Genomic DNA, 26,565 nt, shown 5'->3' with positions numbered 1-26,565 from the left:
AGCTTTTGTAGGAGCGACGTGAGTCGCGATTGGGAGCCGGCACGGACGGACGATTTCCGATCGCGACGTACGTCGCTCCTACAGGAAACATCGTCGCTATGACGCGGCGAACAGCGCAGCGCTCAGCCGTGGGATCTCCTCGTTGAGGATGCGGTCGTCGTCGCTGTAGTCGATCGGCACCTCGATCAGGTCGATGCCGGGGCGGGCGATCGCCTCGCGCAGCAGCGGCAGGAACTCCGCCGCCGAGTCAGGTCGATGTCCGCGCGCGCCATAGCTCTCGGCGTACTTCACGAAATCCGGGTTGCCCAGGTCCATGCCGAAATCGGGGTAGTCCTCGTGCCGCTGCTTCCACTTGATCATGCCGAAGGCGTTGTCGTTGAGCAGCAGCACGGTCAGGTCGATGCCGAGCCGCACCGCGGTCTCGAGTTCCTGCGAATTCATCATGAAGCCGCCGTCGCCGCACACCGCCAGCACGTTGCGGTTCGGATGCACGATGCGCGCGGCGATCGCCGACGGCAGGCCGGCGCCCATCGTCGCCAGCGCGTTGTCGAGCAGCAACGTGTTGGGCCGGCGGCAGTGGTAATTGCGCGCGAACCAGATCTTGTACAGGCCATTGTCGAGGCAGACGATGTCGTCATCGCCCATCGCACGGCGCACGTCGGCGACCAGTCGCGGGCCGGTGAGCGGGAAGCGGTCGTCGTCGGCGCGCTTGGCGATGTTCGCGGCCAGCGCCTCGCGTACGCGGTGGAAGAAGTTGAAGTCCCAATGCGCTTGCGGCTGCAGCGCCTCGCCGAGTTGCCACACCGCGTTGGCGATGTCGCCGACCACCTCGATCTGCGGGAAGTAGACTGCGTCGACCTCGGCGCCCTCGTAGTTGACGTGGATGACCTTGCGCTTGCCCTCGCGCATGAAGAACGGCGGCTTCTCGATCACGTCGTGGCCGATATTGACGATGCAGTCGGCACTGTCGATCGCACGGTGCACGAAGTCGTGGTCCGACAGCGCGGCGTTGCCGAGCCACAGCGGGCTGTCCTCGTCGATCACGCCCTTGCCCATCTGGGTAGTGAAGAACGGGATGCCGAGCTTGTCGACGAACGCGCGCAGGCAGTTAGCGATGGTCTGGCGATTGGCGCCGGCGCCGATCATCAGCAGCGGGTGGCGCGCCTCGGCGATGGTTTGCGCGGCGTGGGCGACCGCCTTGGCCTCCGCGATCGGGCGGCGCGAGTACGACGCAGGCAGCAGGTGGGCATCGGTCGGATCGCCGGCGATGTCCTGCGGCAGCTCCAGGTGGACCGCGCCGGGCCGTTCCATCTGCGCGCGCCGGAACGCCTCGCGCACGCGCGCCGGGATGCTGCCGGCCGACACGATCTGGCGGGTGTACTTGGTCAGCGGCCGCATCGTGTCGACCACGTCGATGATCTGGAAGTGGCCCTGTTTGCTGGTCTTGATCGGCTTCTGGCCGGTGATCATCAGCATCGGCATCGCACCGAGCTGGGCGTAGGCCGCGGCGGTCACCAGGTTGGTCGCGCCGGGCCCCAGCGTCGACAGGCAGACACCGGCGCGGCCGGTCAGGCGGCCGCAGGTCGCGGCCATGAAACCGGCGGCCTGCTCGTGGCGGGTCAGCAGCAGCTTGATCGAGGAAGTGCGCAGCGATTCGAGGAGGTCGAGGTTCTCCTCGCCGGGGATGCCGAAGATGTACTCGACGCCCTCGGCCTCGAGTGCGGCGACGAACAGGTCGGACGCCTTCGCCATGCGTGCCTCCAGGGTGCGATTGGATCCCCCAGTCTGAACGGGATCACGTTAGCGCAAGGCGACGACGAGGACCTTGATGTTCGACTGGACTGCCTTCGGTCGTGGGAGCGACGTGAGTCGCGATCGCACTGACAAGCCGGGTCGCTGCGCGGTCGCGACTTACGCCGCTCCTACATGGGCTGCTTTTGCGGTTCGACTTTTACGCGCAGCGTGCCGTCGCTCACCCGCGCCTCGAGCCGGTCGCCCGGCGCGGCATCCAGCACGCTGCGGACGATGCGGCCGTCATCGTGCTGCACGATCGCGTAGCCGCGCGCGACCGTGGCGAGCGGGCTGACCGCTTCCAGCGAGCGGGCGAGGGCGCGCAGTCGCTGGGCGTCATTGCCGAGCTTTCGGGCGATGCAGGCCTGTGGCCGGTTTGACAACGATGCGAGGCGTTCGCGCAGGCGTGCGATGCGGCGTTGCGGATGGGCGGCGCGCAGTATCGCGTCGGCGTGGCGCAGGTGAGCGCGTTCGCGATCGAGGCGTTGCTGCCAGGCGGCCGCCAGTCGTCGGATCGACTCGGCCTGGCGTCGGTGCAACAGGTCGAGCCGGGCGCGTGGGCGCAGGGCATTGAGGCGCAGCGCGGCGCGATCGGCGCGTTGCATCCGCTGGCGGAGATGTTGTGCCTGCAGGTTTTGCAGTCGGGCGGCGAGGGCGCGCAGTCGGCGTTCCAGGTCGTCGCGACCCGGCACCAGCAACTCGGCCGCGACCGAAGGTGTCGGCGCGCGCACGTCAGCGGCGAAGTCGGCGAGGCTGAAATCGGTTTCGTGGCCGACCGCCGACACCACCGGCACCGCGCACGCGGCGATCGCGCGAGCGAGGCGCTCGTCGTTGAACGCCCACAGGTCTTCCAGCGAACCGCCGCCCCGGGCCAGCACCAGCACGTCGTAACGGTTGGACGCGTCCGCGCGCTGCAACATCAAGGTGATCTGCGCGGCCGCGGTCGCGCCCTGCACCTGCACCGGCAGCACGTCGGCCTCGACCAGCGGGAAGCGTCGCGCCAGCACACTGAGCACGTCGCGCACCGCGGCGCCGCTGGGCGAGGTGATCACGCCGATGCGCGCGGCGAACGCAGGCAGCGGCCGCTTGCGTGCGTCGTCGAACAGGCCCTCGGCCTCCAACTTGGCCTTGAGTTCCTCGAACGCGCGGCGCAGCGCGCCTTCGCCCGCTTCCTCCATGTGGTCGAGCACCATCTGGTACTCACCACGGGCCTCGTACAGAGTGACGCGGCCGCGCGCGAGCACTCGCAGGCCTTCGCGTGGCTGGAACTTCAGCCAGGTGCTTTTGGGCTTGAACATCGCGCAGCGGACCTGCGCGCGCGAATCCTTGAGGGTGAAGTACAGATGCCCGGACGCCGGTTTCGACACGTTGCCCAGTTCGGCCTCGACCCAAATCAGCGGGAAGGCGCCTTCCAGCAGGTCGCGCGCCAGCGTGTTCAGCTGGCTCGGGGTGAGGACGTGGTTGCGGTCGTCGAGGCTCATCGCAATGGAGCAGGGCGGCTGGACAAGGTAGCGCAGCCGGCCGAAGCGGTCACGCAGGCGATGATGGGCATTTGTGTGGACGGGCTTTTGTAGGAGCGGCTTCAGCCGCGATCTGAAACAGGTGCGCGCGGCCCGACTCCCGATCGCGGCTGAAGCCGCTCCTACAACCGCGGGAAGTCCTTCGGACAGGACCCCGGCGGTACAATGGCGGCCATGAATTCCGAAGCTCCCATGCCCTGCGCCACCCCCGCCTTCGGCCCCCAATCGCGCCGCCTGACCCGCTCCGTGACGATCGGCGGCGTGCAGGTCGGCGGCGGCGCGCCGGTGGTGGTGCAATCGATGACCAACACCGACACCGCCGACGTCGCCGGCACCGTGAAACAGGTCGCCGACCTCTGGCGCGCCGGCTCGGAACTGGTGCGTATCACCGTCAACACCCCGGAGGCCGCCGCCGCGGTGCCGCGCATCCGCGACAAGCTGGCGATGATGGGCGCGCCGGTGCCGCTGATCGGCGATTTCCACTATAACGGCCACCAGTTGCTGACCGCCGAACCCGCCGCGGCGGAGGCGCTGGCCAAGTACCGCATCAACCCGGGCAACGTCGGTTTCGGCAAGAAGCGCGACAGCCAGTTCGCAACCCTGATCGAGCTGGCGATCAAGCACGGCAAGCCGGTCCGGATCGGGGCCAACTGGGGCTCGCTCGACCAGTCGCTGGCGACCCGGCTGATGGATGAGAACCACGCACGCGCCGAGCCCTGGGAGGCCGGTCGCGTACTGCGCGAGGCGCTGATCCGCTCGGCGCTGGACTCGGCCGATCGCGCGGTCGAGATTGGCCTGCCGGCCGACCGCATCGTGCTCAGCGCCAAGGTCAGCGGCGTGCAGGAACTGATCGCGGTGTATCGCGAACTCGCGACCCGCGGCGACTATGCGCTGCACCTCGGCCTGACCGAGGCCGGCATCGGCAGCAAGGGCATCGTCGCCTCCAGCGCGGCGCTCTCGGTGCTGTTGCAGGAAGGCATCGGCGACACCATCCGGATCTCGCTGACGCCGGATCCGGGCCAGTCGCGGACCAACGAGGTCATCGTCGCGCAGGAACTGCTGCAGACGATGGGCTTGCGTGCATTCACTCCGATGGTCACTGCGTGCCCGGGCTGCGGTCGCACCACCAGCGAGTTTTTCCAGGAACTGGCGAAGACGGTGCAGGAACACGTGCGCGCGAAGATGCCGCAGTGGAAGGTGACCCACCCGGGCGCCGAGAACCTGACCCTGGCGGTCATGGGTTGCGTGGTCAATGGCCCCGGCGAGTCGCGCCACGCCAACATCGGCATCTCGCTGCCGGGCACCGGCGAGGCGCCATCGGCGCCGGTGTTCGAGGACGGCCAGAAGACCGTCACCCTGCGCGGCGAGAACATTGCCGACGAGTTCGTCGGCCTGATCGACAGCTACGTCGAACGCCACTATGGCGGCGCCCGGGTCGCCTGATTCCAAGTCGCGTGGCAGGCGGCCGGTCGATACCGGGCTGTCGAAACCCGGCGAGGTGCTGCGCGAGGAGCGTCGCCTCGTTCGCGATCTGCTGCACCGGCATGGCTGGCGACTGCTGCTGGTATTCGTCGGGCTGTTGCTGCCGTTGTGGGGTTTCGCCGAACTGGCCGACGAGATCCACGAGCAGGAGGCCATCGGTTTCGACGAGCCGATCCTGCATTTCGCCCACGGTCTCGCCGCGCCGGGGCTGGACCGCTTCTTCGTCATCCTGACCGACATCGGCTACCTGCACGGCGTGGTGCCGATCGACATCGTGCTGGTGCTGGTGCTGCTGGCAGTTCGCCGGTTGCGTGCGGCGACGTTCGCCGCGGTCGCGCTGGCGGGCTCCGGCCTGCTCAACGTCGGCACCAAGCTGGTGTTCGCCCGCGACCGGCCGTCGTTGTGGGAATCGATCACGCCCGAGCTGACCTACAGTTTCCCCAGCGGCCACGCGATGGGCTCGGCGACCCTGGCCTGGGTTGTGGTGCTGCTGGCATGGCGGACCCGATGGCGCTGGCCGGTGTTCGCGGTCGCAGTGCCGTCCGTGCTGCTGGTGGGTTTTTCGCGGGTCTACCTCGGCGTCCATTACCCCTCCGACATCCTCGCCGGATGGGCGGCGGCGAGCGTATGGGCGGCGGCAACCTACCTGGCGGTGTTCCGCCTGCATGGACGGCCGTGGCCGGAGCCACCGAATCGGTAACCGCAGCGTCATCGCGCGGAAATATTTGCTGCACTGCACGATAAATTTTTGGAACCTTGTTCCAAATCACGGGTGCCGCTGGCCCGTGTTCAGCACCTGTGGCGCCGACCTGCAAGTCCCGAAGGACGGGGGTTCGCTCGCGTTCAGCCAGTCCCGTTTGCCGATTCTCGGGACGATCGCGTGGCGACGGCGCTCGTGCACGGAAATTGACGCCAACTCCGGCCACTTCTAGCGTCACCCGGTCGCGCACCGCACCCGGTGCCGATGATCCGCACGCAGAGCCGGCACCTGGATGGGTGCCACCGACAACCTCGGCCACGGCGATTCGCGCGGAACAGGGGGACTTGTTGAATCCACGGCACCGCCCCGGCGGCTGCAGTTCTTCATGGAAAGGAGAAATTCGGATGTCACGTACTTCCCGTAGCAATCAAGTGAGAATCCTGGTCGCGGCAATCGGCCTGGCCACCGCGTCGACCGCGATGGCCGCCAACACCCAGCAGGTGCACCGCCAGAACCTGGTCGCCACGCCCGCCAGCCAGCTCGCCAGCGAGCTGGGCCTCGGTGCCGACATGGCACTGAAGGCGCGCAGTTCCGCCGCCACTCCCGGCAACACGCGCACCGTCCGCATGCAGCAGACCTATCGCGGCGTGCCGGTCTACGGCCACAGCGTGGCGGTGGTCCAGGACGCCCGCGGTAACGCCCTGCGCACGAGCGGCCAGCTGCTGCAAGGCGTCCAGGCCGATCTGCCGTCGGTGACGCCGCGGCTGAGCAAGGCCCGCGCCCAGGCCGCACTCGCGCGCCACAGCCAGTCCGTGCTCGCGCGAGGCGGCGAGGTCAGCAACCAGAAGACCCAGCTGTTCGTCTACGCCCCGCAGGGCCAAGCGCGACTGGTGTACCTGACGTCGTACTTCGTCAACGGTGACGCCCCCGCGCGCCCGACCGCGATCATCGATGCCAACACCGGCGAGATCATCCGCCAGTGGGAAGGCCTGACCTTTGCCGACGGCTTCGGTCCGGGCGGCAACGAGAAGATCGGCCAGTACCAGTACGGCACGGACTATCCGGCGCTGGACGTGCAGCAGTCGGGCAGCTCCTGCTCGATGGTCAACACCAACGTCGAGACCCACAACTTCAACCACGGCTCCAGTGGCCCGATCCACACGTTCAACTGCCCGACCAACACGGTCAAGCAGATCAATGGCGCGTACTCGCCGCTCAACGATGCGCACCATTTCGGTGGCGTGGTCTATGACATGTACGACGCCTACGTCGGCGTGCCGCCGTTGACGTTCCGACTCAAGATGAACGTGCATTACGGCAACGGCTACGAGAACGCCTTCTGGGATGGCTCGTCAATGACGTTCGGCGATGGCGCCAACACCTTCCATCCGCTGGTGTCGCTGGATGTCAGCGCGCACGAGGTCAGCCACGGCTTCACCGAGCAGAACTCGGGGCTGGAATACCAGTACCAGTCGGGCGGCATGAACGAGGCATTCTCGGACATGGCCGGCGAGGCGGCGGAGTTCTTCGACCGTGGCAGCGCTGATTTCCTGGTCGGTGCCGACATCTTCAAGGGCAGCGGTTCGCTGCGCTACATGTGCAACCCGACCCAGGACGGCAGGTCGATCGACCACGCCGACGACTACTACGACGGCCTCGACGTGCACTACTCCAGCGGCGTCTACAACAAGGCCTACTGCACCCTGGCGCAGAGCAGCGGCTGGGACGCGAAGGAAGCGTTCCAGGTGTTCGCCCATGCCAACCAGTTCGCGTGGCAGCCCAACTCGACCTTCGACGAAGGCGCCTGCGGCGTCGAAGCCGGCGCGACCGCGCTGGGCTTGCCGGTGGCCGATGTCACCGCGGCGTTCGCGGCGGTCGGCGTCAGCTGCGATGGCGGTGGCGAGGAGCCGCCTCCGGGTGGCGGCGAGCTCGAGAATGGCGTGCCGGTGAGCGGCATCGCCGGTGGTCAGGGCAGTCAGCAGTTCTGGACCCTGGAAGTGCCGGCCGGCGCGTCCAACCTGGAGTTCACCACGTCCGGCGGCAGCGGCGATGCGGACATGTACGTCAAGTTCGGTTCCGCGCCGACCACGTCCAGCTACGATTGCCGGCCGTACCGCAGCGGCAACAACGAGACCTGCAGCATCAGCAACGTGCAGGCAGGCACTTACCACGTGATGCTGCGTGGCTACAGCGCGTTCTCGGGCGTCAGCCTGACCGGCAGCTTCGACAGTGACGGCGGTGGTGGGAACACCTACTTCGAGAACGGCACCGACGTGGCGATTCCTGATCGTGCGACCGTGGAAAGCCCGATCAGTGTCAGCGGCGTCGGCGGCAACGCCCCGTCCGACCTCGAAGTGACGGTGAGCATCGACCACACCTACGTCGGCGACCTGCGCGTCGACCTGGTGGCGCCGGACGGCAGCGTCTACAACCTGCGCAACCGCAGTGGTGGCAGTGCCAACGACATCGACGCGACCTACACCGTCAACGCTTCCGCGGAGTCGGCCGACGGCACCTGGAAGCTGCGGGTCAACGACAACTACACCTACGACACCGGCAAGATCGACCTGTGGAGCCTGCAGTTCTGAGGCCCGATGGTTGAGTGATGCAACAGGGAACCCCGGCTTCGCGCCGGGGTTCTTTTTTGCTCACTCGCCAGGCTTGACCGCGCTGGTCGGCGCCGTGGTCGCGGCGCGGCGGGCGAGTTGCGCCTCGCGGTGGGCGATGTAGCCGTTGGCGCCGAGGATGATCGCAGCGCCAACCAGAGTCCAGCGATCGACGCCCTCGCCGAACAAGAAGAACGCCAGCACCGCGACGATCGGCAACTGCATGAAGCTGATCGGCTGCAGCGCCGAGACGTCGCCGATCGCCAGCGCCCGCGTCCACAGCATGTGGCCGGCGGTGCCGAGCCCGCCGGCGGCGATGACCCACAACCAGGTGATGCCCTGCGGCCATTCCCACACCGTCAGTGCCGGTATCAGCGACAGCGGCACCCAGAACAGCGTGGTCAGGATCACGATGCGGTCGGCCGGCTCGGTGTGCGACAGCTGCTTGATCTGGATCGCGACGATCGCGCTGATCACCGCTGCGGATACCGCCACCAGCGTCCCGGCGCTGAATCCCTCGGTGCCGGGGCGCACGATTACCAGTACGCCGATGAAGCCCAGCACCACCGCGCTCCAGCGACGCGCGCGGACCACTTCGCCGAGCATCAGCACCGCGGCAATGGTGGCGAACAGCGGACTCGAATAGGACAGCGACACCGCCTGTGCCAGCGGCAGGTGGCCGATCGCCCAGAAGCCGCAGAACATCGACAGCGTCCCGAGCACGCAGCGCACTGCGTAGCGCGGCAACTGCTGGGTCCGCAGCAGCCCCGGACCATGCTTCAGCAGCAGCGGCAGCGCCGCGATCAGGCCGAAGAAGCTGCGGAAGAACGCGACTTCGAAGGTATGCAGTGATTCCGACGCAAACCGGATCACGATCACCATCAGCGCGAAAAACCCGGTGCTGCCTAGCATCAGCAGCGCAGCACGGGTGTGGGTCGGGAGGGCCATTACCAGTGCTCGCCAATCACGCGGGGTTCGGGTTCCAGCGCGACCCCGAAACGCAGGTTCACCGAATCGGCGATGCGTCGCGCGAGGTCGAACAACTGGCGTCCGCTGGCGCTGCCGTGGTTGACCAGCACCAGCGCGTGCGAGGCCGCGACGCCGGCGTCGCCATCGCGATGGCCCTTCCAGCCGCAGGCGTCGATCAGCCACCCGGCCGACAGCTTGCGGTGGCCGGTGTCGCCGCCGCCGAACGCGGGCAGGGTGGGGTGCTCGGCGAGCAACGCGTCGGCCTGCGCCGACGGCACGATCGGGTTCTTGAAGAAGCTGCCGGCGTTGCCGAGCATCGCCGGATCGGGCAGCTTGCGGCGACGGATGGCGATGACCGCATCGGCAACCTGGCGTGGGGTCGGGCGGTCGATGCCCATCGTCGCCAACTCGTCGCCGAGGCCGGCGTAGTCGAGGACCGGGACGTGGAGGCGTGGGAGGTCGAACTCCACCGCGGTGACGATGTAACGGTCCGGCTGCTGCTTGAACACGCTGTCGCGATAGGCGAACCGGCAATCGGCGCGGCCGAGTCGATGGGTCTGGCCGGTGGCCGGTTCGAATGCTTCCACCGCATGGACGAACTCGCAGACCTCGACCCCATAGGCACCGATGTTCTGGATCGGCGCGGCGCCGACGGTGCCGGGGATCAGGGTGAGGTTTTCCAGCCCGGCGAAGCCGCGGGCGAGGGTGTCCAGCACGAAGCCATGCCATTGCACGCCGGCATCGGCGCGGACGGTCGCGCGCTCGCCGTCATCGGCAAGCACACGCACGTCGCGGCCGGTCAGCACCAGCAACGGACGTGTCGGGTCGTCGACGAACAGCAAATTACTGCCGCCGCCGAGCACCAGCGGCGACCGCCCGGAAAACTCGTCGCGGGCCAGCAACGCCGACAGCGTCGAGGCATCGTCGACCTCGGCCAGCAGGCGCGCGCGCGCGGGCACGCCAAAGGTGTTGCGCGATTGCAGCGGGACATCGCGAAGGATGCGGGCGGCGCGGTGCGGGTCGGGCTGTGCGTCCGGCACGTTCATGCGACCGGCGGCATCGGTCCGCGACTGGGGGCGAACTTGCGCCGCCGGATCGATTCGACGCATTCGCCGACCAGTTCCGGGCCGCGGTAGACCAGCCCCGAATAGCACTGCACCAGGCTCGCACCGGCGGCCATCTTGGTCACCGCGTCGGCGCCCGACAGGATGCCGCCGACCCCGACCAGCGGAATCGCTTCGGGCAGTCGCGTGCGCATCATCCGCAGCACGGTGGTCGACTGGCCCATCAATGGTTGTCCGGAAAGGCCGCCCGTTTCCTCGGCATGACGCGCGCCTTCGACCGCCACCCGCGACACGGTGGTGTTGGTCGCGATCACGCCGTCGACTTCCAGCTCGGTCAGCACCCGCGCGCAGGCCTCGATGTCGGCATCCGACAGGTCCGGCGCGATCTTGACCAGCATCGGGATGCGCCGGCCGTGCTTGGCGCCGAGGCGCTCCTGTTCCTCGCGCAGGGTGCCGATCAGGCGCCGCAGCAACTGCTCTTCCTGCAATTCGCGCAGCCCGGCGGTGTTGGGCGAGGAGATGTTGATGGTCACGTAGTCCGCCAGCGGGTAGACCCGCGACAGGCAATACATGTAGTCGCCCTCGGCGATCTCGTTGGGGGTGTCCTTGTTTTTGCCGATATTGATGCCGAGCAGGCCGCCCTTGCGTTGCGCCCGCTCGACATTGCGCACCAGCGCGTCGACGCCGCCGTTGTTGAAGCCCAACCGGTTGATCACCGCCTGCTGCCGTGGCAGCCGGAACATGCGCGGCTTGGGATTGCCGGCCTGCGGTTTGGGGGTGACGGTGCCGATCTCTACGAAGCCGAAACCCAGCGCCATCAGCGCATCGATGTGCGCGCCGTTCTTGTCCAGCCCCGCTGCCAAACCAACGGGGTTGGGGAAGTCGAGGCCGAACACCCGGGTCGGCAGCGGCTCGGGTGGTCGCCCGAGCAGGCTGCCCACCCCGCTGCGATGCGCCGCATCGAGCGCACGCAGGGTGAGGCCATGCGCGCGCTCGGCGTCGAGCCGGAACAGCCAGGGACGGGCGAGCGCGTACATGTCCGGTTCTCGGTCGAGTTACAGGTCGAACTTGATGCCCTGGGCGAGCGGCAGCTCGTCGGAATAGTTGATGGTGTTGGTCTGCCGACGCATGTACGCGCGCCATGCGTCCGAACCCGACTCGCGACCACCGCCGGTCTCCTTCTCGCCGCCGAACGCGCCGCCGATCTCCGCACCCGAGGTGCCGATGTTGACGTTGGCGATGCCGCAATCGGAGCCGCGCGCCGACAGGAACGCCTCGGCGTTCTTCAGGCTCTCGGTGAAGATCGCCGACGACAGGCCCTGCGGCACGTCGTTCTGCATCGCCAGCGCCTCGTCGAGGGTCTTGAACTTCATCACGTACAGGATCGGCGCGAAGGTCTCGGTCTGCACGACTTCGGAGTCGTTGGCCAGGCCGGTGATGATCGTCGGCTTGACGAAGTTGCCCTTGCGGTCCAGCGCCTCGCCGCCGGTCTCGACCTTGCCGCCGGCCGCCTTGGCCTTCTCGATCGCGTCGAGGTAGGCCTGCACGCCGTCTTTGCTGTTGAGCGGTCCCATCAGGTTGGCGGTGTCCATCGGGTCGCCGGTCTTGCCCTCGACCTGCTTGTAGGCGGTGACCAGCTTGGCCAGCACGTCGTCATGGATCGACTCGTGGATGAACACGCGGCGGGTGGTGGTGCAGCGCTGGCCGGCGGTGCCGACCGCGCCGAAGACGATCGCCGGGATCGCCAGCTTCATGTCGGCGGTCTGGTCGACGATCATCGCGTTGTTGCCACCCAGCTCCAGCAGCGAGCGACCCATGCGGCGGGCGACGCGCTCGCCGACGTGGCGGCCGACCTTGGTCGAGCCGGTGAAGCTGATCAGGCCGATGCGCTTGTCGTCGACGAAGGTCTGGGCCAGCTCGGTGCCGGCGTCGTTGAACAGGAAGAAGATGTCGGGGAAGCCGCCCTTCTTCAGCGCCTCGTTGCAGATCCGGATCGAGGCGATCGCCGACAATGGGGTCTTCGGCGACGGCTTCCAGATGGTGATGTCGCCGCAGACCGCCGCGACCAGCGCGTTCCAGGCCCACACCGCGACCGGGAAGTTGAACGCCGAGATCACGCCGACCACGCCCAGCGGGTGCCACTGCTCGTACATCCGGTGACCCGGACGCTCCGAATGCATGGTCAGGCCGTACAGCTGGCGCGACAGGCCGACGGCGAACTCGCCGATGTCGATCATCTCCTGCACTTCGCCGTCGCCCTCGGGCTTGGACTTGCCCATCTCCAGCGCGACCAGCGAACCCAGCAGGTCCTTGTTCTCGCGCAGGGCATCGGCGCACAGGCGGACCGCCTCGCCACGACGCGGGGCCGGGGTGGTGCGCCAGACCTTGAAGGCGGCCTGGGCACGCTCGACGATGGTGTCGTAATCGTCCTGCGACGACGCCTGGACCCGCGCCAGCACCTCGCCGTCGGTCGGGTTGACCGGCTCCAGGATGCCGGCGTCGCTCGTCTTGGCCCATTCGCCATTGCCGAGGTAGGTGCCGGATTCGGTGCCGCTCAGGCCGAGTGCGGTGAGGACGGGGTGGGTCATGGCAAAGCTCCTTTAAAGCATTGAATTGTCCGCACAGGGAGGTGCGGGTTCGTCGCGAACGGACGCGCGACAAATATGGTGACCCCGACACGATTCGAACGTGTGACCTGTCCCTTAGGAGGGGACCGCTCTATCCAGCTGAGCTACGGGGCCGTAGCCGCATATTTTCGCATGAACCGGCGGTGGGGCGGAAACCGAACGCTGGCGGGCGTGGCGCTCGGTTTAGGTGCGCGCGTCTGTCTCCGGCTCAGCTGTGGTTCCGGCTAGGGTCATCGGGATCGAGTCCATCCGCGCTGGCACCGGTGCCGTGCTGCAATCCGACACGGCTGCGTTCCAGCCACCAGGTCGCCACGCCCAGCAGCAGCCACGCGGCAAACCATGGCCAGCGCGGGCCTGGCCGGGTAGGGGGCCCGCTGTCGGAGGCCGTGTCATCGCCTGGCAGCTCCCCGGCGACCAGTGCCCGGGTTGCCGCATGGAGCGACTCGGCGGCCAGGCCAGGTGCTTCAGTGATATCGCGGACATGCATCAGCTGCGAGCGCTTGCCATCGCGCAACTGATGCCAGCCGGCAGTCGTCGCCCAGAATCCTGCGCAACGGCTTGCGCCGCTGGCCGGGTCGACATGCAGCGTGACCGACGTGCCATCAGGCGACAGGATTTTCGCACCGTCGCCGATGCCGCAGATCACGCTTCGCTGGTGGGGGGCGGCTGCATCGATGGCTATCCGCGGACCCGTCGCGGCCTGTGAGCGCGCGAGGGTGGTGAAGGCTTCGCTCCACACGTCGCCATGCAGGTCGTCGTGTCCTGCCAGGACCAGTCGATAGCTGTCGCTGAGGGTGGTTACGCCGATACGGCCACGACCGTGCGCTCGCCAGATGGTCAGCGGCGTTCCGGTCGCATCCGCCAGCAGCGTGATCGCATCGGCGGTGGTGAATCGCAACGCGCTGTCGGTGATGGTGGGCAGTGCATCGGCCGCGTCGCCCGCGGCGACCAGGTCGCCGCCGAGGCGGGTCTGGCGCGCGGTGCCCCCGGTGGCGGCGGTAATGCCGTATGCCGCCTGCAGGCGCTGACGATCGGCACCGGTGAGCGGGCCGGACAGGCGCAACAGCAGGCCGAGCCCACGCTCGATGGCGCCATCCAGCGCGGCGCGCTGGCCGGAACCGAGCGCGCGCCAGCTGCGATCGTCCAGCACCAGCAGGTCCAGTTCGTCCAGCGCGGCCGCGTCGAACCCCGTCGGCGCGCTGCCGATCTGCATGCCGGCGCCGAGGCTGATGCGGGTGTCGAGTTCCAGGCCGGCGTCGAGCGCCCAGCGACGCAGGAACTTCAGCTCCGGATTCGGCGCGCCGGCGAGCACGCGCACCTGCAGTTCGCGTGCGGGAGTCACTTCCAGCGGCACCGTCGCGTCGGCGATGACTTCGCCGCGCGCGTCACGCAGTTGTATTCGGTACGACACCAGGCCGGCGTTGCGGGTACTGGCATGCAACTCGAATCGGCGTTCGTCGTCCGGCGCGACTCGATCGACGCGTCGACCCGCCGGGTCGAGCAGTTCGGCGGTTGCTTCCGGCAGTTGCATCGCGCGTCCGGTCACCGTGAATCGCCGGCCGGCCGGTACGCGTGCCGGTGCCTGCAGTTCTGCGAGGCCGGGTGGCAGCGGCGCCGGTCGGAACTCGATGCTGCGTCCACGCGCCGCCTCGCGGTCGCGCGCGACCAGGCCGACGCCGACCACGCGGATGTGGCGGGTGGCGGGATAGCGCCGCAGGGCACCGGCGAGATCGGGGAATCGCTCCGCGCCGGGACGTATGTCGGTTCCGGTGCCAGCCTCGGGTAAAGCGACGACGCGCTCGCCGGGCACGCCTTCCCGAGTCACTTCGCTCGCGCGTGCGGTCAGCACCACCAGCGTGCCGGTTTCACGCGGTTGAGGCGGCGGGAACAAGGTGAAGTACAGCAATGCCGCGCTCGCGACCTGCGCCAGCAACAACACGGCGACGCGCCAGGCGCGTGGGCGCTCGGTCGTAGGCAGGCGCCACTGCCGCCACAGCGCGCGGACGCTGCCGAACGCGACGGCCAATGCCAGCAGACCGACGACGATTGCGTACGGGTTCATGGGCGGGCCTCGCGTCCGAGCGCATCGAGATAGGCGTTGCCCACGGGTCCTGCCGACGGGCGTTCGCCGGTGCCCGCGGGCGGGGGAGCCAGCAACGGCCACAACAGTTGGCGCAGGCGTTGGCGGCAGTCGAGGCAGTTGGCATCGCGTCGCAGCGCATCGATCGCCACGGCCAGCTCCAGCGGATCGGCATCACCGGTTTCATGCGAGGCGACCCAGTCCGCGAGTGCGTCGAGGTCGGGCGCGGTTGCCGCCTCCCCGGTCGTCACCGGTGCCAGCGCGCGCCATGCCTCGGCCACGACGGGATCAGCGGTGGTGGCTTCGGCCAGCGGGTCACGCCGGTCGCCCAGGCCTTCGCGTTCGCCGCCGAGGCGCCGGCTCGGGTCGATCGGTGGCAGCTGGCTGCCAATTCGTGGCAGATAGATGCGTTCGGCTTGCTGCACCTGCTTGATGAAGGCGAGCGCGCGGTGGGCGTAGGGCAGGGCGAGTTCGGGATGGCCCTGGCGCAGGTTGAGTTCCGATTGCCACATTTCGTCGAGTGCGGCCCGCAGCAGCTTGCGGGTGCCGGGGTCGAGCAGGGTGGCGGCTTCGGCGTGGTCGTGGGTGTGGCCGAACTGTTCGAGCACCGCCTGTTCTTCGCCGAAGGTCGGTTGTCGCTGGAGGTCGCCCGCGTGCTCGTCGCCGTGCTCGTCATCATGCGGTTCCGCAGCGGCGACAGCGGGTTCCTCGCCGAGGATCACCTGCTGCAGGTCCTGCGCGTCGTTGGTCGGTAGCACCTTCGGGGTGCCGCCGGTTTCCTCTCCGAGGAACTGTCCGTAGCGCAGCCGCAGCAGGCGCTGGTCGACGCCGATCGCGTCGGAGCGCGCAAGGTAGCGGTCGGCGGCGAGGGCGGGCTTTTCCTTCAGCAGCGCCTCGGCGTCGATGATGATCTGCCGCTGGCTGCGGAAGTAGGCGGGCATCACCCGCTTGACCAGGCCGTCGAGGTCGGTCGCGGTCGGGATCGGCTCGGGCGGCCAGCGCAGAATGTAGCTGGGGCTCTGGGTGGTCTGCGGGTCGGGCGCGCGGCGATCGCTGATGCTGAGGCGGGCGATCACGTCGTCGCCGGCGACCAGGCCGAGCGCGGCGAGGTCGATCCGGTGGCGGTAGCGTTTGCCGGTGGGGTCACCGCGGCCGCGCAGGGTCACGACCTGCTTGCGGGTGGTGATGTTCTCGCCACCGCCGATCGTGCGGGTGATCTGCAGGCGGGCATTCGGTGCGAGGCCGTAGTCGTCGGTCGCTTCGAACTCCAGGGTCCAGCTGCGCTGCCCCGGTTCCAGCAGCGACAGCGTTTGCCGCGGCTGCAGCGCGCGCAGTTGCGGTGGCTGGTCGACCACGACTTCCAGGCGGTGCGGGCCGGCCTGTTCGGGTGGCAACGGGTGTTCGAGCTGAAGGCGGTACAGGCTCGGCTTGGCGATGCGGCGACTGCCGATCCAACTGCCACCTTCGCGTCGCAGGGCCAGGCGCTCGCCGTCGTGGAAGACCAGCTCGACGCGGCGGGGCGTGGGCGTGAAGTCCAATTGCCAGTGCAGGGTCGAACCTTCCGGGATCTTGGCCTCCAAGGTGTCGATGCTGCGCGTTGGCAGGTTGGTGTAGGCCGGCTGGCGTATCTCGATGCGCTGGCCGACCAGGCGGGCCGGTCGCGCTTGGGTCGCGGCTGCCTCCGGGGTGGCGGGGGTGGTGCGCGTCGCGGGTTGGGTCGCGGGGTACAGCACGATCGCGACGATGCAGGCGGCGGCCAATGCCGCGCCGACCAGCAGCCCGCGAATGTGCCAAGGCGCGCGCAGGTCGATTGCCGAACCGTTCTGCACGCGTTGGCGCAGGCGCTCGCGTTGCAGGTGTTGCAAGGCGGTGTCGGGCGTCGCGTGCGGGAACAGCAGGTCGGCGCTGTCGTCCATGTCGCGGCGCCGGGCGTCGAGTTGCCGCGCCAGCCAGCGATCGTCGAAACCGCGGCCGCGTTGCCATGCATGCAATGCGCCGGCCAGCAGCGTCGCGACCACCACCGCGAGCGACCACGGCGCGGCGTGGGTGCGCCAGGCCAGGGTGGCGGCGACCAGCAGCCAAGGCGCGGCGACCAGCGCGGCATCGACCCATGCGCGCCTGCGTGCGGCGTCGCGGGCGTTCCGCAGCCGGGCGTCGACGGCGTTCATGCGGCGGGCCTGCGACGGGGACCGTTGGCGACCCAGCGTTCGAGCAGGAACAGCAGCGCGACCAGTACCGCCAGCCACGGCGCGAGCGGTCGCGGCGTTTCCGGATATGCGGCGAGACCCATGCGTGGCGCGTGGGCGGCGGCCTCCACGCGGGTCGGCGCGGGCGGTGGTTCGGTAAACAGGCGTTGGAGCTGGATCGGGAAATCCGGTTCCAGCAGCACCGGCATCGCGGCCGGTCGCAGCTCGTGTTGCAGCTGCATGATGCGGCCGCGGCCCAGACGCGCCGCGCGGGCGAGCGGGCTGTCGGGACCGCGCCAGACGACGGCGGCTTCGGCGAGTTCGGGCGCGACGGTGTCGGCATCGAGCAGGGCCTCGCCACCGGCGGCGATCCACTCGCGCACCGCGTTCGGCAGCGGGCCGGGCACCAGCCAGACGAGGTGTGGCTGGTCGGGATCGAGTGGCGTCGATGCCGGTGCGATCGTCACCGGCGCAACCGGGTTCGCCGCCGCCTTGTCCTCGCGGGCGACCAGCCACGCGGCGCCCGCCGCGCGCAGGTAGCGCAGCGAGTCGGCGCGCTCGGGTGCGTGGCGAACCATCAATGTCGGGATCGCCGTGGTCGACGGTACGGGCGGCTCGATCGCGGCGCGACCGTCGGCGGACACGATCCGCCATTCGACCCGCCGGCTCAGGCGCGGGCGTTCGGCGTCGGCGCCGACCAGTACCGGCGGCACCAGCACCGTCAACGGCGTGCCGGCGGGCAGGGTGGCATCCATCTCGCGCAACAGGCTGGAGAACGAGGGGGCGTCCGCGGGTGGTCGATCCGGGGCGCGGGTGTGATCTTCGTCGATCACCGGGAATCCGGGCGCGGCCCAATGCCAGCGGGCGTCGTCCGCGCCGATGCGGTCCCGCACGGCGGCGGCGTCCACCCCGGGCGCCACCAGCACCCGCGCAGTGCGGTCGGGCCGGCCGAAGAGCACCGGCCCGGCCAGCAACAACGCCAGCGCCGCCAGCAGCAGCAGGCGCAGCACCAGCAACAGGATTTCATCGAAGCGATGTTTGCGTTGCGGCTGCGCTTTCGCCTGCAGCCAGCGCAGCGCGGCGAACACCACCAGTCGCTGTTCGCTGCGACGCGCCAAGTGGACCAGCAGCGGCAGCAGCAGGGCCGCCAGCGCGGACAGACCGATCGGCAGCAGCAGCGACACCGTCATGCCGGCTTGCCCAGGAACAGCCGGCGCAGCGGCAGGTCGAGCGGCTCGTCGAGCACGTACTCGACATGGCGGATGCCGCTGGCGGCCAGTCGCTTGGCCAGCGCCGCGCGTGCGGCCGCGAAGCGGGCGATAAACCCGTCGCGGATGCCATCGCCATCGCCGAGCAGTTCCTCGCCGCTCTCGGGGTCGCGGAATCGATGGCCGCCGCGGAACGGGAAGTCGCGCTCCTCCACGGTCAGGATCTGCACGCTCAACACCTCGCGTCGTGCCGCGGCGAGGCGTTCGGCCAGAATCACCGCGGCGTCGTCGAAACTGTCGCCGAGCGAGACGACCAGGGTGCGCGCGCCGGCGTGTTCCCACAGCGGTCGCAGCTTCGCCTCGTCCGGCCAGGTGCCGGCCGCCTGCAGCTCCTGCAGCGCGAGCATGCAGCGATCACGCTGGCGTGGCCCCGCGCCGATGCCCACCACCCGCAGTTCGCCACCGCCGATCATCGCCAGGCCGAAGCGATCGCCCTGTCGCAGCGCCAGCTCGACCAGGCAGGCGGCGAGCGCCTTGGCCGCGTCCATCCGCGACCAGTGCGGACGCGCGCGGTCCTGCTGCGTCATCGAGGCGCTGGCGTCGACCAGCAGCCACAGGTCCAGCGGACTGTCGCGCTCGGACTCGCGCACGAAGAAGCGGTCGGAACGGGCGTAAAGCTTCCAGTCGACCTGGCGCAGCTCGTCGCCCGGCTCGTAGGCGCGGTACTGGGCGAACTCCAGTCCGGCGCCGCGGTTGTGGCTGCGGTGCAGACCGAAGCCGTGCACGCCCGCGGCCTGTCGCGCGAGCAGCGGAATGTCCTTCAGCCGCGCGCGAACCTCCGGCGGAATGAGGTCGCGCGGCGAAGCGGGAGCGGGCGGTTGCGCCACGGCGTTGCCCGCCTCAGCGCGATGCGAACGGGACGTTGCGCAGCAGCGCTTCGACCACGTCGTCGGTGCTCTTCTGTTCGGCCTCGGCGGTGAACGACAGCAGCAGGCGGTGGCGCAGCACCGGTGCGGCCAGCGCGAGGATGTCCTCGCGGGTCGCGGCCAGCCGCCCATGCAGCAACGCGCGGGCCTTGGATGCCAGCACCAGCGATTGCCCCGCGCGCGGGCCCGCACCCCATTTCACCCATTGCCTAACCTCGGCGGGGGCGCCGTCGTGCGGCCGGCTGGCGCGTACCAGCCGGGTGATCCAGTCCAGCAGGTCGTCGCCCAAATGCACTTCGCGCACGCGCGCCTGCAATGCCAGCACCGCCTCGCCGTGCATCACCCGCGGCACTTCGGCGTGGTGGGTGCCGGTGGTCTGGACGAGGATGTCGCGCTCTTCCGACTCGCTCGGGTACTCGACCCGCACGTGCAGCAGGAAGCGGTCGAGCTGGGCTTCCGGCAGCGGGTAGGTGCCAGCCTGTTCCAGCGGGTTCTGCGTCGCCAGCACGAAGAACGGCGCCGGCAGCGGGTGGGTGACGCCGGCATAGCTGACGGTGCGCTCCTGCATCGCTTCCAGCAGCGCGGCCTGGGTCTTGGGCGGGGTGCGGTTGAGCTCGTCGGCGAGCAGCAGGTTGGTGAACACCGGGCCGCGCTGGAACTTGAAGCTGCGATGGCCGGTGCCGTGGTCCTCCTCGAGGATCTCGGTGCCGATGATGTCGCTCGGCATCAGGTCGGGGGTGAATTGCACGCGGCGGAACTGCAGGTCCAGGGCCTGGCCGAGCGAGCGCACCAGCAGGGTCTTGCCGAGGCCGGGGACGCCCTCGAGCAGGCAATGGCCACCGGCAAGCAGGCCGATCAGCAATTGTTCGACCACGTCGTTTTGGCCGACGATCGCCTGCGCGATCGCCGCGCGCAGGGTGTCGAGTTGGGCCAGTTCGGACTGGATATCGGCTTCGGTGGTGCGATCGTTCATGCGGGGTCCGGTGGGGTCAGGCGGTCATTGCGTAGACCGCGATGTTGACGGCGAGCTTGGTGTTGTCTTCGGCCAAAAAGCGCTTGTTGCGCCAGTCGTAGTCCCATTCGCAGCCGTAGTCCTTGTTGCTGTAGAGCACGCCGAGTCGGCCATCGATCTCGATGCCCTTGAGGTAGTCGTGGATCAGGTCGTCGCCCCAGCCGTTGAGTTCGAAGCTGGTGGCCGGCGGGCCGTCCTCGAACACGAAGAAGCTGCGGTAGAGCGCGTGGCTGTTCGGCAGCTTCTGCATCGCCTTGGCGCCGAAGATCGACGCCATCTCCTGCTCGAACGACTTGGCGAACAGGCCGTCGATATCATGGTTGCAGTCGTCGACGAAGACGAAGCCGCCGTTGCGGACGTAGCGCTCGAAGTTGCGCCGCTCGGCCGGGTTGAATTCGACCAGCTTGTGCCCGGCGAGGTAGCAGAACGGCGCCATCAGCATCTTCGGATCGGACAGGTCGAGCACGTGTTCCTTCGGGTCGACCCGAAGGCTGGTGTAGTCGATCAGCGAAGTGATCAGGTTGGCCGGCATGCGCTGGTCGACGTCCCAGTCACCCGACTCGTAGCGCAGCCGGGTGAACCAGAAGTCGTAGCTGCCGGCCGCGCGCGCACCACGCGGCAGCGGGGCGAGCAGGGCGCCGATGGCGGCGCCGGAGAGCAGGCGGAGGACGTCGCGGCGACTTGACCTCATCCACCTGCCACCATGGCTCAGACCGCGTCCGACAACGAGGTGAAGGTGAAGTCGCGCAGCTTCATCGGCGGGATCATCATCACGAACTGCGACTCGTCGTCGCCGACCCGGATCGGCCGGCCCAGCTCATCGATGTTGTTGAGCATGATCACCGGCGACTCGTTGAAGCGGAAGTTCTTGACCGGGTACTTGATCTCGCCGTTCTCGATGTAGAACGTGCCGTCACGGGTCAGGCCGGTGAGCAGCACGGTCTGCGGGTCGACCATGCGGATGTACCAGGTGCGGGTGACCAGGATGCCGCGCTCGGTCTCGCGCACCAGGTCGCCGGTGGACTTGGTACCGCCGGCCACCAGCAGGTTGCCGGGCTCGCCAATCGCGCGCTTGCCCTGCTTCTGCGCCCAGTAGCGCGAGTACTGCAGGTTGGCGATCTTGCCGTCCTTGACGATGTCCATCTTCTCGCGCGGCAGGCCGTCGCCATCCCACGGCAGCACCGCCGCTTCCGGATGCCAGGGGTCGGCGCTGATGTTGACCCGCGGGTCGTAGACCTGTTCGCCGATCTTGTTGCCACCGCCCTTCTTCGACAGGAAGCTGCGGCCCTCGTCGGCCTGGCGCGCGTCGAAGAAATTCATCATGAACGAGATCAGCCCGGCGGCCGCGGCCGGTTCCAGGATCACCGTGTACTTGCCCGGCTCCAGCGCCTTGGCACCGGACGAGCCACGCGCCTTGCGGATCGCGGTCTGGATCTCGCTGCCGACGTTGAACTCGCCGACGTCGGCCAGGTTGCGCGCGACCCAGCCCGAACCGGTGCCGTCGTCGGTGCGCACGGTGCAGGTGTAGTCCATCGCCGAGGACTTCTGGTAGGCGAAGTTGCCCTTGTTGTTGGCCCGCGCACTGAAGCCCTGGCCGTCACTGAGGAAGCCGGCGGCGACCAGGTTGTCGGCCTTGCACGGCGCGATCGACTCGGCGGCGACATTGGCCCGGTACTCGGGGGTGATCGCGGCGGTCGCGGCGGTGAAGGTCGGGGTCGGCTTGTACTCCTGCTTGCCGATCGCCGGCACGAACTCCGGGTTCTCCGGCGCGAGTTTGGCCAGTTCCTCGGCGCGCTGCACGACGCGCTTGAGCGCGGCGTCGTCGAACTCGTTGATCGTCGCGGTGCCCACGCGCTTGCCGAACGCCACCTGCACGGCGAGATTGGTGTCGTCGACCACGCCGCTGGTGGAGATGTTGTTCAGGGCGAAACGGACGTTGCCGTTGACCGAACCATCCAGCGTGGCGGTGCATTCATCGGCCGTCGACAGGGCGATGACCTTGTCGAGGATGGCCTTGGCTTCCTGTTCGGTGAACATACCCATCTGCAGAACTCCTGATTATGCGTGTCTGACGTGTCAGCCGAGGCTGCGTGCGGTGTTGATGACGTTGATGCCGTCGAAGCGCGTGGTGCTGGATCCGTGGGAAACGGCCGACACCTGCGAAGGCTGGCCCTTGCCGTCGAAGAACGTGCCGCCGAGGCGGTAGTCGCGTTCGTCGCAGACCGCCGAACAGGCGTTCCAGAACTCCGGGGTGCGGATCTGGTAGGCCACGTCCTCGATCATGTGGGTGACCTGGCCGTTTTTGATTTCGTAGAACAGCTGGCCGCCGAATTGCGCGTTGTAGCGTTGCTGGTCGATCGAGTACGAGCCGCGGCCGAAGATGTAGATGCCGTCCTCGACATCCGCGACCATCTGCGCCGGCGACAACTCGGCCTTGCCGGCGACCAGCGAGACATTGGGCATGCGCTGGAACTGCACGCTCGACCACGAGTCGGCGTAGGAGCAGCCGTGCGAACGCTCGTCGCCGAGGACGTGGGCCTGGTCGCGGGTGGTCTGGTAATCGACCAGCACGCCGTCCTCGACCAGGTTCCAGCGCTTCGCCGGCACGCCTTCGTCGTCGAAGCCGACCTGGCCGAGCGAATGCGGCTGGGTGCGGTCGGCGGCGATCGTCACCCTCTCGCTGCCGTAGCGGAAGTCGCCGGCGCGCCACTTGTCGAGGGTGGCGAAGCTGGTGCCGGCGTAGTTGGCTTCATAGCCGAGCACGCGGTCGAGCTCCAGCGGATGGCCGACCGACTCGTGGATGGTCAGGAACAGGTGGCTGGGGTCGAGCACCAGGTCGTACTTGCCCGGCTTGACCGACGGCGCCTTGAGCTTGGCCTGCGCATCGCGCGCCGCGGCGGTGGCATCGGCGACGATGTCGTAGGAATCCGAATACATCACCACGCCACCCGGCAACTCCAGGCGGTGCTCCGGGCGCGGGTCGAGGAACTCGTAGCCCATGCCCATCGGCGAGGACAGGCCATCGCGCGTGCGGAACTTGCCACTGGACTGGTCGATCGCGGTGACCGTGAACGGGGTCCAGATGCGGTGGATGTCCTGGTCGATGTAGGAGCCGTCGGTGGAAGCGAAGTACTTCTGCTCGTTGACCTGGAACATCCGCGAGGCGACGAAGCTGGCGCCCGCGCCGATCGCGGCGGCGTTGGCCGTCATCAGCAGCTCGACCTTGTCCTTGATCGGCACTTCCATCGCATTGCGCTCGATCGGCGTCGACCACGCCACCTCGCCGGCGCCACGCACGGGCGCGAGCTGGACCGGCGTGGCTACCGTTCCGGCGTTGGCCTTGGCCACAGCAAGCGCCTGCCGGGTGGCCTCGGCGATCGCATCGACATCGAGCCGGTTGGTCGCGGCGAAACCCCAGGCACCGTCCGCGATGACGCGGATGCCGACGCCGGTGGACTCGCTGTTGACGACGTTCTCGACCTTGTCTTCGCGGGTATTGATGAACTGGCGCAGGTAGCGGCCGATGCGCACGTCGCAATAGCTGGCACCCCCGGCCTTGGCGGTGTTGAGCGCGGTGTCGGCAAGGCGCTTCTTGAGCGCCCCGTCGATCCGCGTGGCCAGCTCCTCGGCCGCGATCGCGCGGCCGAACGCCGGCATCAGCAACAGTCCCAGCCCGGCGCCGGAGGCCTTCAGGAAGTCGCGACGATGCATTCCGCCAACGCCCATGCTCAGCCGAGGTTCCGTGCGGTGTTGATCACGTTGACGCCGTTGAAGCGCGCCGTGGACGAGCCATGCGAGACCGTCGACACCTGCGAGGGCTGGCCCTTGCCGTCGAAGAACGAGCTGCCCATGCGGTAGTCGCTGTCGTCGCAGACGCCGACGCAGGAGTTCCAGAATTCCGGCGTCTGGATCTGGTAAGCGACGTCCTCGAGCATGCCGGTGATCTGGCCGTCCTTGATTTCGTAGAACAACTGGCCGCCGAACTGCGCGTTGTAACGCTGCTGGTCGATCGAGAACGAACCGTCGCCGATGATGTAGATGCCGTTCTCGACGTCCTTGATCATGTCGGCGACGCTGAGTGGGGTCTTGCCGGCCGCCAGCGAGACGTTGGGCATGCGCTGGAACTGCACGCTCGACCACGAGTCGGCGTAGCAGCAACCGTGCGAGGCGTCCTCGCCGAGCAGGTGGACCTGGTCGCGGGTGGCCTGCAGGTTGACCAGCTTGCCGTCCCTGATCAGGTCCCACTGCTTCGTCTTGACACCCTCGTCGTCGTAGCCGACCGCGCCGAGGCTGCCCGGCTGGGTCTTGTCGGCGATGATGTTGACGTGCTCGCTGCCGTACTGGAAGCGGTCGCGGACCTTGTCGAGGGTGACGAAGCTGGTGCCGGCGTAGTTGGCCTCGTAGCCGAGCACGCGGTCGAGCTCGGTCGGGTGGCCGACGGACTCGTGGATGGTCAGCCAGGTGTGCGACGGGTCGAGCACCAGGTCGTACTTGCCGGGCTTGACCGACGGCGCCTTGAGCTTTTCCTGCGCCTGCTTGGCGGCGGCAATGGCGTCGGCGTTCATGTCGTAGGACTGGCCATAGGCGACCACGCCATTGGGCAGGACGAATTGGCCGGCAGCGTCGCCGTCGAGGTACTCGTAGCCCATGCCCATCGCGGCCGACAGCCCGTCGCGGGTGCGGAACTTGCCACTGGCCTTGTCGATCGCGGTGACCGTGAATGGGGTCCAGATGCGATGCACGTCCTGGTCGATGTAGGAGCCGTCGGTGGAGGCGAAGTACTTCTGTTCGTTGACCAGGAACAGCATCGAGTTGACGAAGCTGGCGCCGGCCGCCATCGCGTCGGCATTGACGCCCAGCAGCAGGTCGGCCTTTTCCTTGAGCGGCACGGCCATCGCGTTCTTGCGGATCGGCGTCTTCCAGCTCACTTCGCCGAGGCTTGGGGTCTTGGCCAGTTGCACCTTCGCGGTGCCGGCCTTCGCATTCGCCTTGGCGATGGCGGTGGCCTGGCGGGCGGCGTCGGCGATGCCGGCGACGCTGAGGTCGTTGGTCGCCGCGAAGCCCCATGAGCCGTCGGCGATCACCCGGATACCGATGCCGTTGGACTCGGTGTTGACCACGTTCTGGACCTTGTCCTCGCGGGTGATCACGAACTGGCGCAGGTAGCGGCCGATGCGGGCGTCGCAGTACGACGCGCCGGAATCGGTGGCGGCCTGCAGCGCGGTATCGGCGAGCGACTTCTTCATCGCCACGTCGAGCGCCGGATCCAGCAGCGCCTCGGCGGCGATCGCGTTGCCCCAGGCCGGGATCATCGCGCCGGCGAGGCCGAGGCTGCTGAGTGTCAGGAACTGCCGTCTATCCATCGTGATGCTCCACCGGTGCGGCCCGCGGCATACGGCAGGCGCCGAAGCGGCGCCGAAGGCCCGGGTAAGAGGAGAAAAAGCAAGTGGGATCGACTGTGCTGGCCATGCATGTCGACGTCAAGTGACGTTCGGCACATGGGAGTTTGCCGATCCGGGCGGTGGCAGCCGGGCGTGACCTCAGCCCTCCAGCATCGGCCGGATCCGCTCCATGTTGGCCTGCAACTGCTCGTCGCGGCCGCCTTCGCACAACAGCACGAACACCCGGTCCAGCAGGTGCTGCAGGGCCGAGTGGTAGAGCAGCGGTTCGATGTGGGCGCGGTCGTCATGGGCCGACACCAGCAGCGACAGATCCGCATGCGCGCGCAGCGGGTTGGCGCTGTGCCGGGTCACGGTCACCACGGTGCCGCCGCGTTCGCGGAACAATCGGCCGATCTGGCACAGCGCCGGCTGCTTGCCGTGTTCGGAGAACACCAGCAGCACGTCGCCGCCGTGCGCCGCCGAAACGCTGGCGGTCATGTGCGCGGTATCGAAGTTGTGCACGGTGAGGATACCCAGCAGCGACAGCCGCAGGGCGAACGCGCGTGCGTGGATGTCGTCCTCGCCGAGGCCGATGATGAACACCTTGCCGCGGTTGCCGGCGTCGGCGATCGCCGTTGCCACGGCCTCGACCGCCTCCGGCGGATTGATCGAACGGGTCACTTCCTGCGCCTCGGACTTGCAGCGCCACAGCTCCAGCGCCGGGTCGCCGTTGGGCTGCTCGCCGTCGGCATCCGGCCGGGTCGCGTCGTCGCCGTTGTCTGCGCGCGCGATCGCTTCGCCGACCGAGTACTTGAGGTCCGGATAGCCCTTGAAACCGAGCTTCTGGCAGAACTTGACGACGCTCGACTGGCTGATGCCGAGCGCGTTGGCCAGCTGCTGCGAGGAGTAGTCGCGCAGCAACTGGGCGTTGTCGAGGATGAAGTCGGCGATGCGGCGCTCGATCGCCGACATCTGGTCGCGACCGGCGCGGATCTTCAGCAGCGCCGACATGG

Annotated in this window: 19 protein-coding genes and 1 tRNA gene; 3 read left to right on the top strand and 17 right to left on the bottom strand. The window is 68.4% G+C overall.

Translation table 11 applies throughout. From position 1 onward, the window contains the following. Positions 1-96: 96 nt before the first annotated feature. Positions 97-1,752: an acetolactate synthase large subunit gene (locus SNE34_RS04440; RefSeq protein WP_332615086.1), complete on the bottom strand. Its 1,656-nt coding sequence runs from the start codon at positions 1,750-1,752 to the stop codon at positions 97-99. A gap of 170 nt (positions 1,753-1,922) precedes the next feature. Beyond that, on the bottom strand, positions 1,923-3,272 hold the full coding sequence (gene xseA, locus SNE34_RS04435) for an exodeoxyribonuclease VII large subunit (RefSeq protein ID WP_332615084.1): 1,350 nt from the start codon (positions 3,270-3,272) through the stop codon (positions 1,923-1,925). Positions 3,273-3,485: 213 nt separating this feature from the next. On the opposite strand from xseA, the gene ispG reads away from it, so the two are divergent. From ispG to SNE34_RS04420, 3 genes are all read left to right on the top strand, one after another. Continuing rightward, the gene (gene ispG / locus SNE34_RS04430) at positions 3,486-4,754 is read left to right on the top strand and encodes a flavodoxin-dependent (E)-4-hydroxy-3-methylbut-2-enyl-diphosphate synthase (protein ID WP_332615083.1); all 1,269 of its coding nucleotides are present in this window, start codon (positions 3,486-3,488) and stop codon (positions 4,752-4,754) included. After that, positions 4,732-5,493, top strand: a complete 762-nt coding sequence (locus tag SNE34_RS04425) for a phosphatase PAP2 family protein (RefSeq protein ID WP_332615082.1) — start codon at positions 4,732-4,734, stop codon at positions 5,491-5,493. The genes ispG and SNE34_RS04425 overlap by 23 nt, the downstream gene beginning before the upstream one ends. 431 nt (positions 5,494-5,924) lie before the next feature. Further along, positions 5,925-8,081 (top strand): M4 family metallopeptidase, encoded by a 2,157-nt coding sequence (locus SNE34_RS04420; RefSeq protein ID WP_332615080.1) that lies wholly within the window; start codon positions 5,925-5,927, stop codon positions 8,079-8,081. A 60-nt stretch (positions 8,082-8,141) separates the two neighbouring features. Here the strand turns inward: SNE34_RS04420 and SNE34_RS04415 are convergent, their stop codons facing one another. The 15 genes from SNE34_RS04415 to SNE34_RS04345 form a co-directional block, all read right to left on the bottom strand. Then, positions 8,142-9,047 carry a DMT family transporter gene (locus tag SNE34_RS04415; protein WP_332615078.1) on the bottom strand — a complete coding sequence of 302 codons (906 nt, stop codon included), beginning with the start codon at positions 9,045-9,047 and terminating at the stop codon, positions 8,142-8,144. Beyond that, complete coding sequence (gene murB, locus SNE34_RS04410) at positions 9,047-10,114, bottom strand: UDP-N-acetylmuramate dehydrogenase (protein ID WP_332615076.1); 1,068 nt, start codon at positions 10,112-10,114, stop codon at positions 9,047-9,049. Before murB ends, SNE34_RS04415 begins: the two co-directional genes overlap by 1 nt. After that, positions 10,111-11,169, bottom strand: coding sequence for a quinone-dependent dihydroorotate dehydrogenase (locus tag SNE34_RS04405; RefSeq protein WP_332615074.1), 1,059 nt, complete (start codon positions 11,167-11,169; stop codon positions 10,111-10,113). Before SNE34_RS04405 ends, murB begins: the two co-directional genes overlap by 4 nt. 18 nt (positions 11,170-11,187) lie before the next feature. Next, positions 11,188-12,720, bottom strand: coding sequence for an L-piperidine-6-carboxylate dehydrogenase (gene amaB, locus SNE34_RS04400; RefSeq protein ID WP_332615072.1), 1,533 nt, complete (start codon positions 12,718-12,720; stop codon positions 11,188-11,190). 76 nt (positions 12,721-12,796) lie between these two features. Then, positions 12,797-12,873, bottom strand: a tRNA-Arg gene (locus SNE34_RS04395). A 94-nt stretch (positions 12,874-12,967) separates the two neighbouring features. Further along, positions 12,968-14,821, bottom strand: a complete 1,854-nt coding sequence (locus tag SNE34_RS04390) for a carboxypeptidase regulatory-like domain-containing protein (protein ID WP_332615070.1) — start codon at positions 14,819-14,821, stop codon at positions 12,968-12,970. After that, complete coding sequence (locus tag SNE34_RS04385; RefSeq protein WP_332615068.1) at positions 14,818-17,007, bottom strand: hypothetical protein; 2,190 nt, start codon at positions 17,005-17,007, stop codon at positions 14,818-14,820. The genes SNE34_RS04390 and SNE34_RS04385 overlap by 4 nt, the downstream gene beginning before the upstream one ends. Beyond that, positions 17,004-18,215: a BatA domain-containing protein gene (locus tag SNE34_RS04380; RefSeq protein WP_332615067.1), complete on the bottom strand. Its 1,212-nt coding sequence runs from the start codon at positions 18,213-18,215 to the stop codon at positions 17,004-17,006. The genes SNE34_RS04385 and SNE34_RS04380 overlap by 4 nt, the downstream gene beginning before the upstream one ends. Continuing rightward, entirely contained in the window at positions 18,212-19,120 is a 909-nt protein-coding gene (locus SNE34_RS04375) for a DUF58 domain-containing protein (protein ID WP_332615065.1), read from the bottom strand. Before SNE34_RS04375 ends, SNE34_RS04380 begins: the two co-directional genes overlap by 4 nt. 13 nt (positions 19,121-19,133) lie before the next feature. Continuing rightward, positions 19,134-20,132, bottom strand: coding sequence for an AAA family ATPase (locus SNE34_RS04370; protein WP_332615064.1), 999 nt, complete (start codon positions 20,130-20,132; stop codon positions 19,134-19,136). Between the two features lie 16 nt (positions 20,133-20,148). Beyond that, entirely contained in the window at positions 20,149-20,862 is a 714-nt protein-coding gene (locus tag SNE34_RS04365; RefSeq protein ID WP_332615062.1) for a DUF4159 domain-containing protein, read from the bottom strand. Positions 20,863-20,879: 17 nt separating this feature from the next. Continuing rightward, the gene (locus SNE34_RS04360) at positions 20,880-22,214 is read right to left on the bottom strand and encodes a TldD/PmbA family protein (protein ID WP_332615061.1); all 1,335 of its coding nucleotides are present in this window, start codon (positions 22,212-22,214) and stop codon (positions 20,880-20,882) included. 33 nt (positions 22,215-22,247) lie between these two features. After that, positions 22,248-23,882 carry a TldD/PmbA family protein gene (locus tag SNE34_RS04355; protein ID WP_332615060.1) on the bottom strand — a complete coding sequence of 545 codons (1,635 nt, stop codon included), beginning with the start codon at positions 23,880-23,882 and terminating at the stop codon, positions 22,248-22,250. A 17-nt stretch (positions 23,883-23,899) separates the two neighbouring features. Further along, positions 23,900-25,534, bottom strand: coding sequence for a TldD/PmbA family protein (locus SNE34_RS04350; RefSeq protein WP_332615059.1), 1,635 nt, complete (start codon positions 25,532-25,534; stop codon positions 23,900-23,902). 177 nt (positions 25,535-25,711) lie between these two features. Continuing rightward, positions 25,712-26,563 carry a MurR/RpiR family transcriptional regulator gene (locus SNE34_RS04345; RefSeq protein ID WP_332615057.1) on the bottom strand — a complete coding sequence of 284 codons (852 nt, stop codon included), beginning with the start codon at positions 26,561-26,563 and terminating at the stop codon, positions 25,712-25,714. Positions 26,564-26,565: the final 2 nt, after the last annotated feature.

This window comes from Novilysobacter erysipheiresistens (genome assembly GCF_036663935.1).
Classification (GTDB): Bacteria; Pseudomonadota; Gammaproteobacteria; order Xanthomonadales; family Xanthomonadaceae; genus Novilysobacter; species Novilysobacter erysipheiresistens.
Note: the sequence above shows the minus strand (reverse complement) of the source record. Positions and strands in the feature narration are given on the sequence as shown.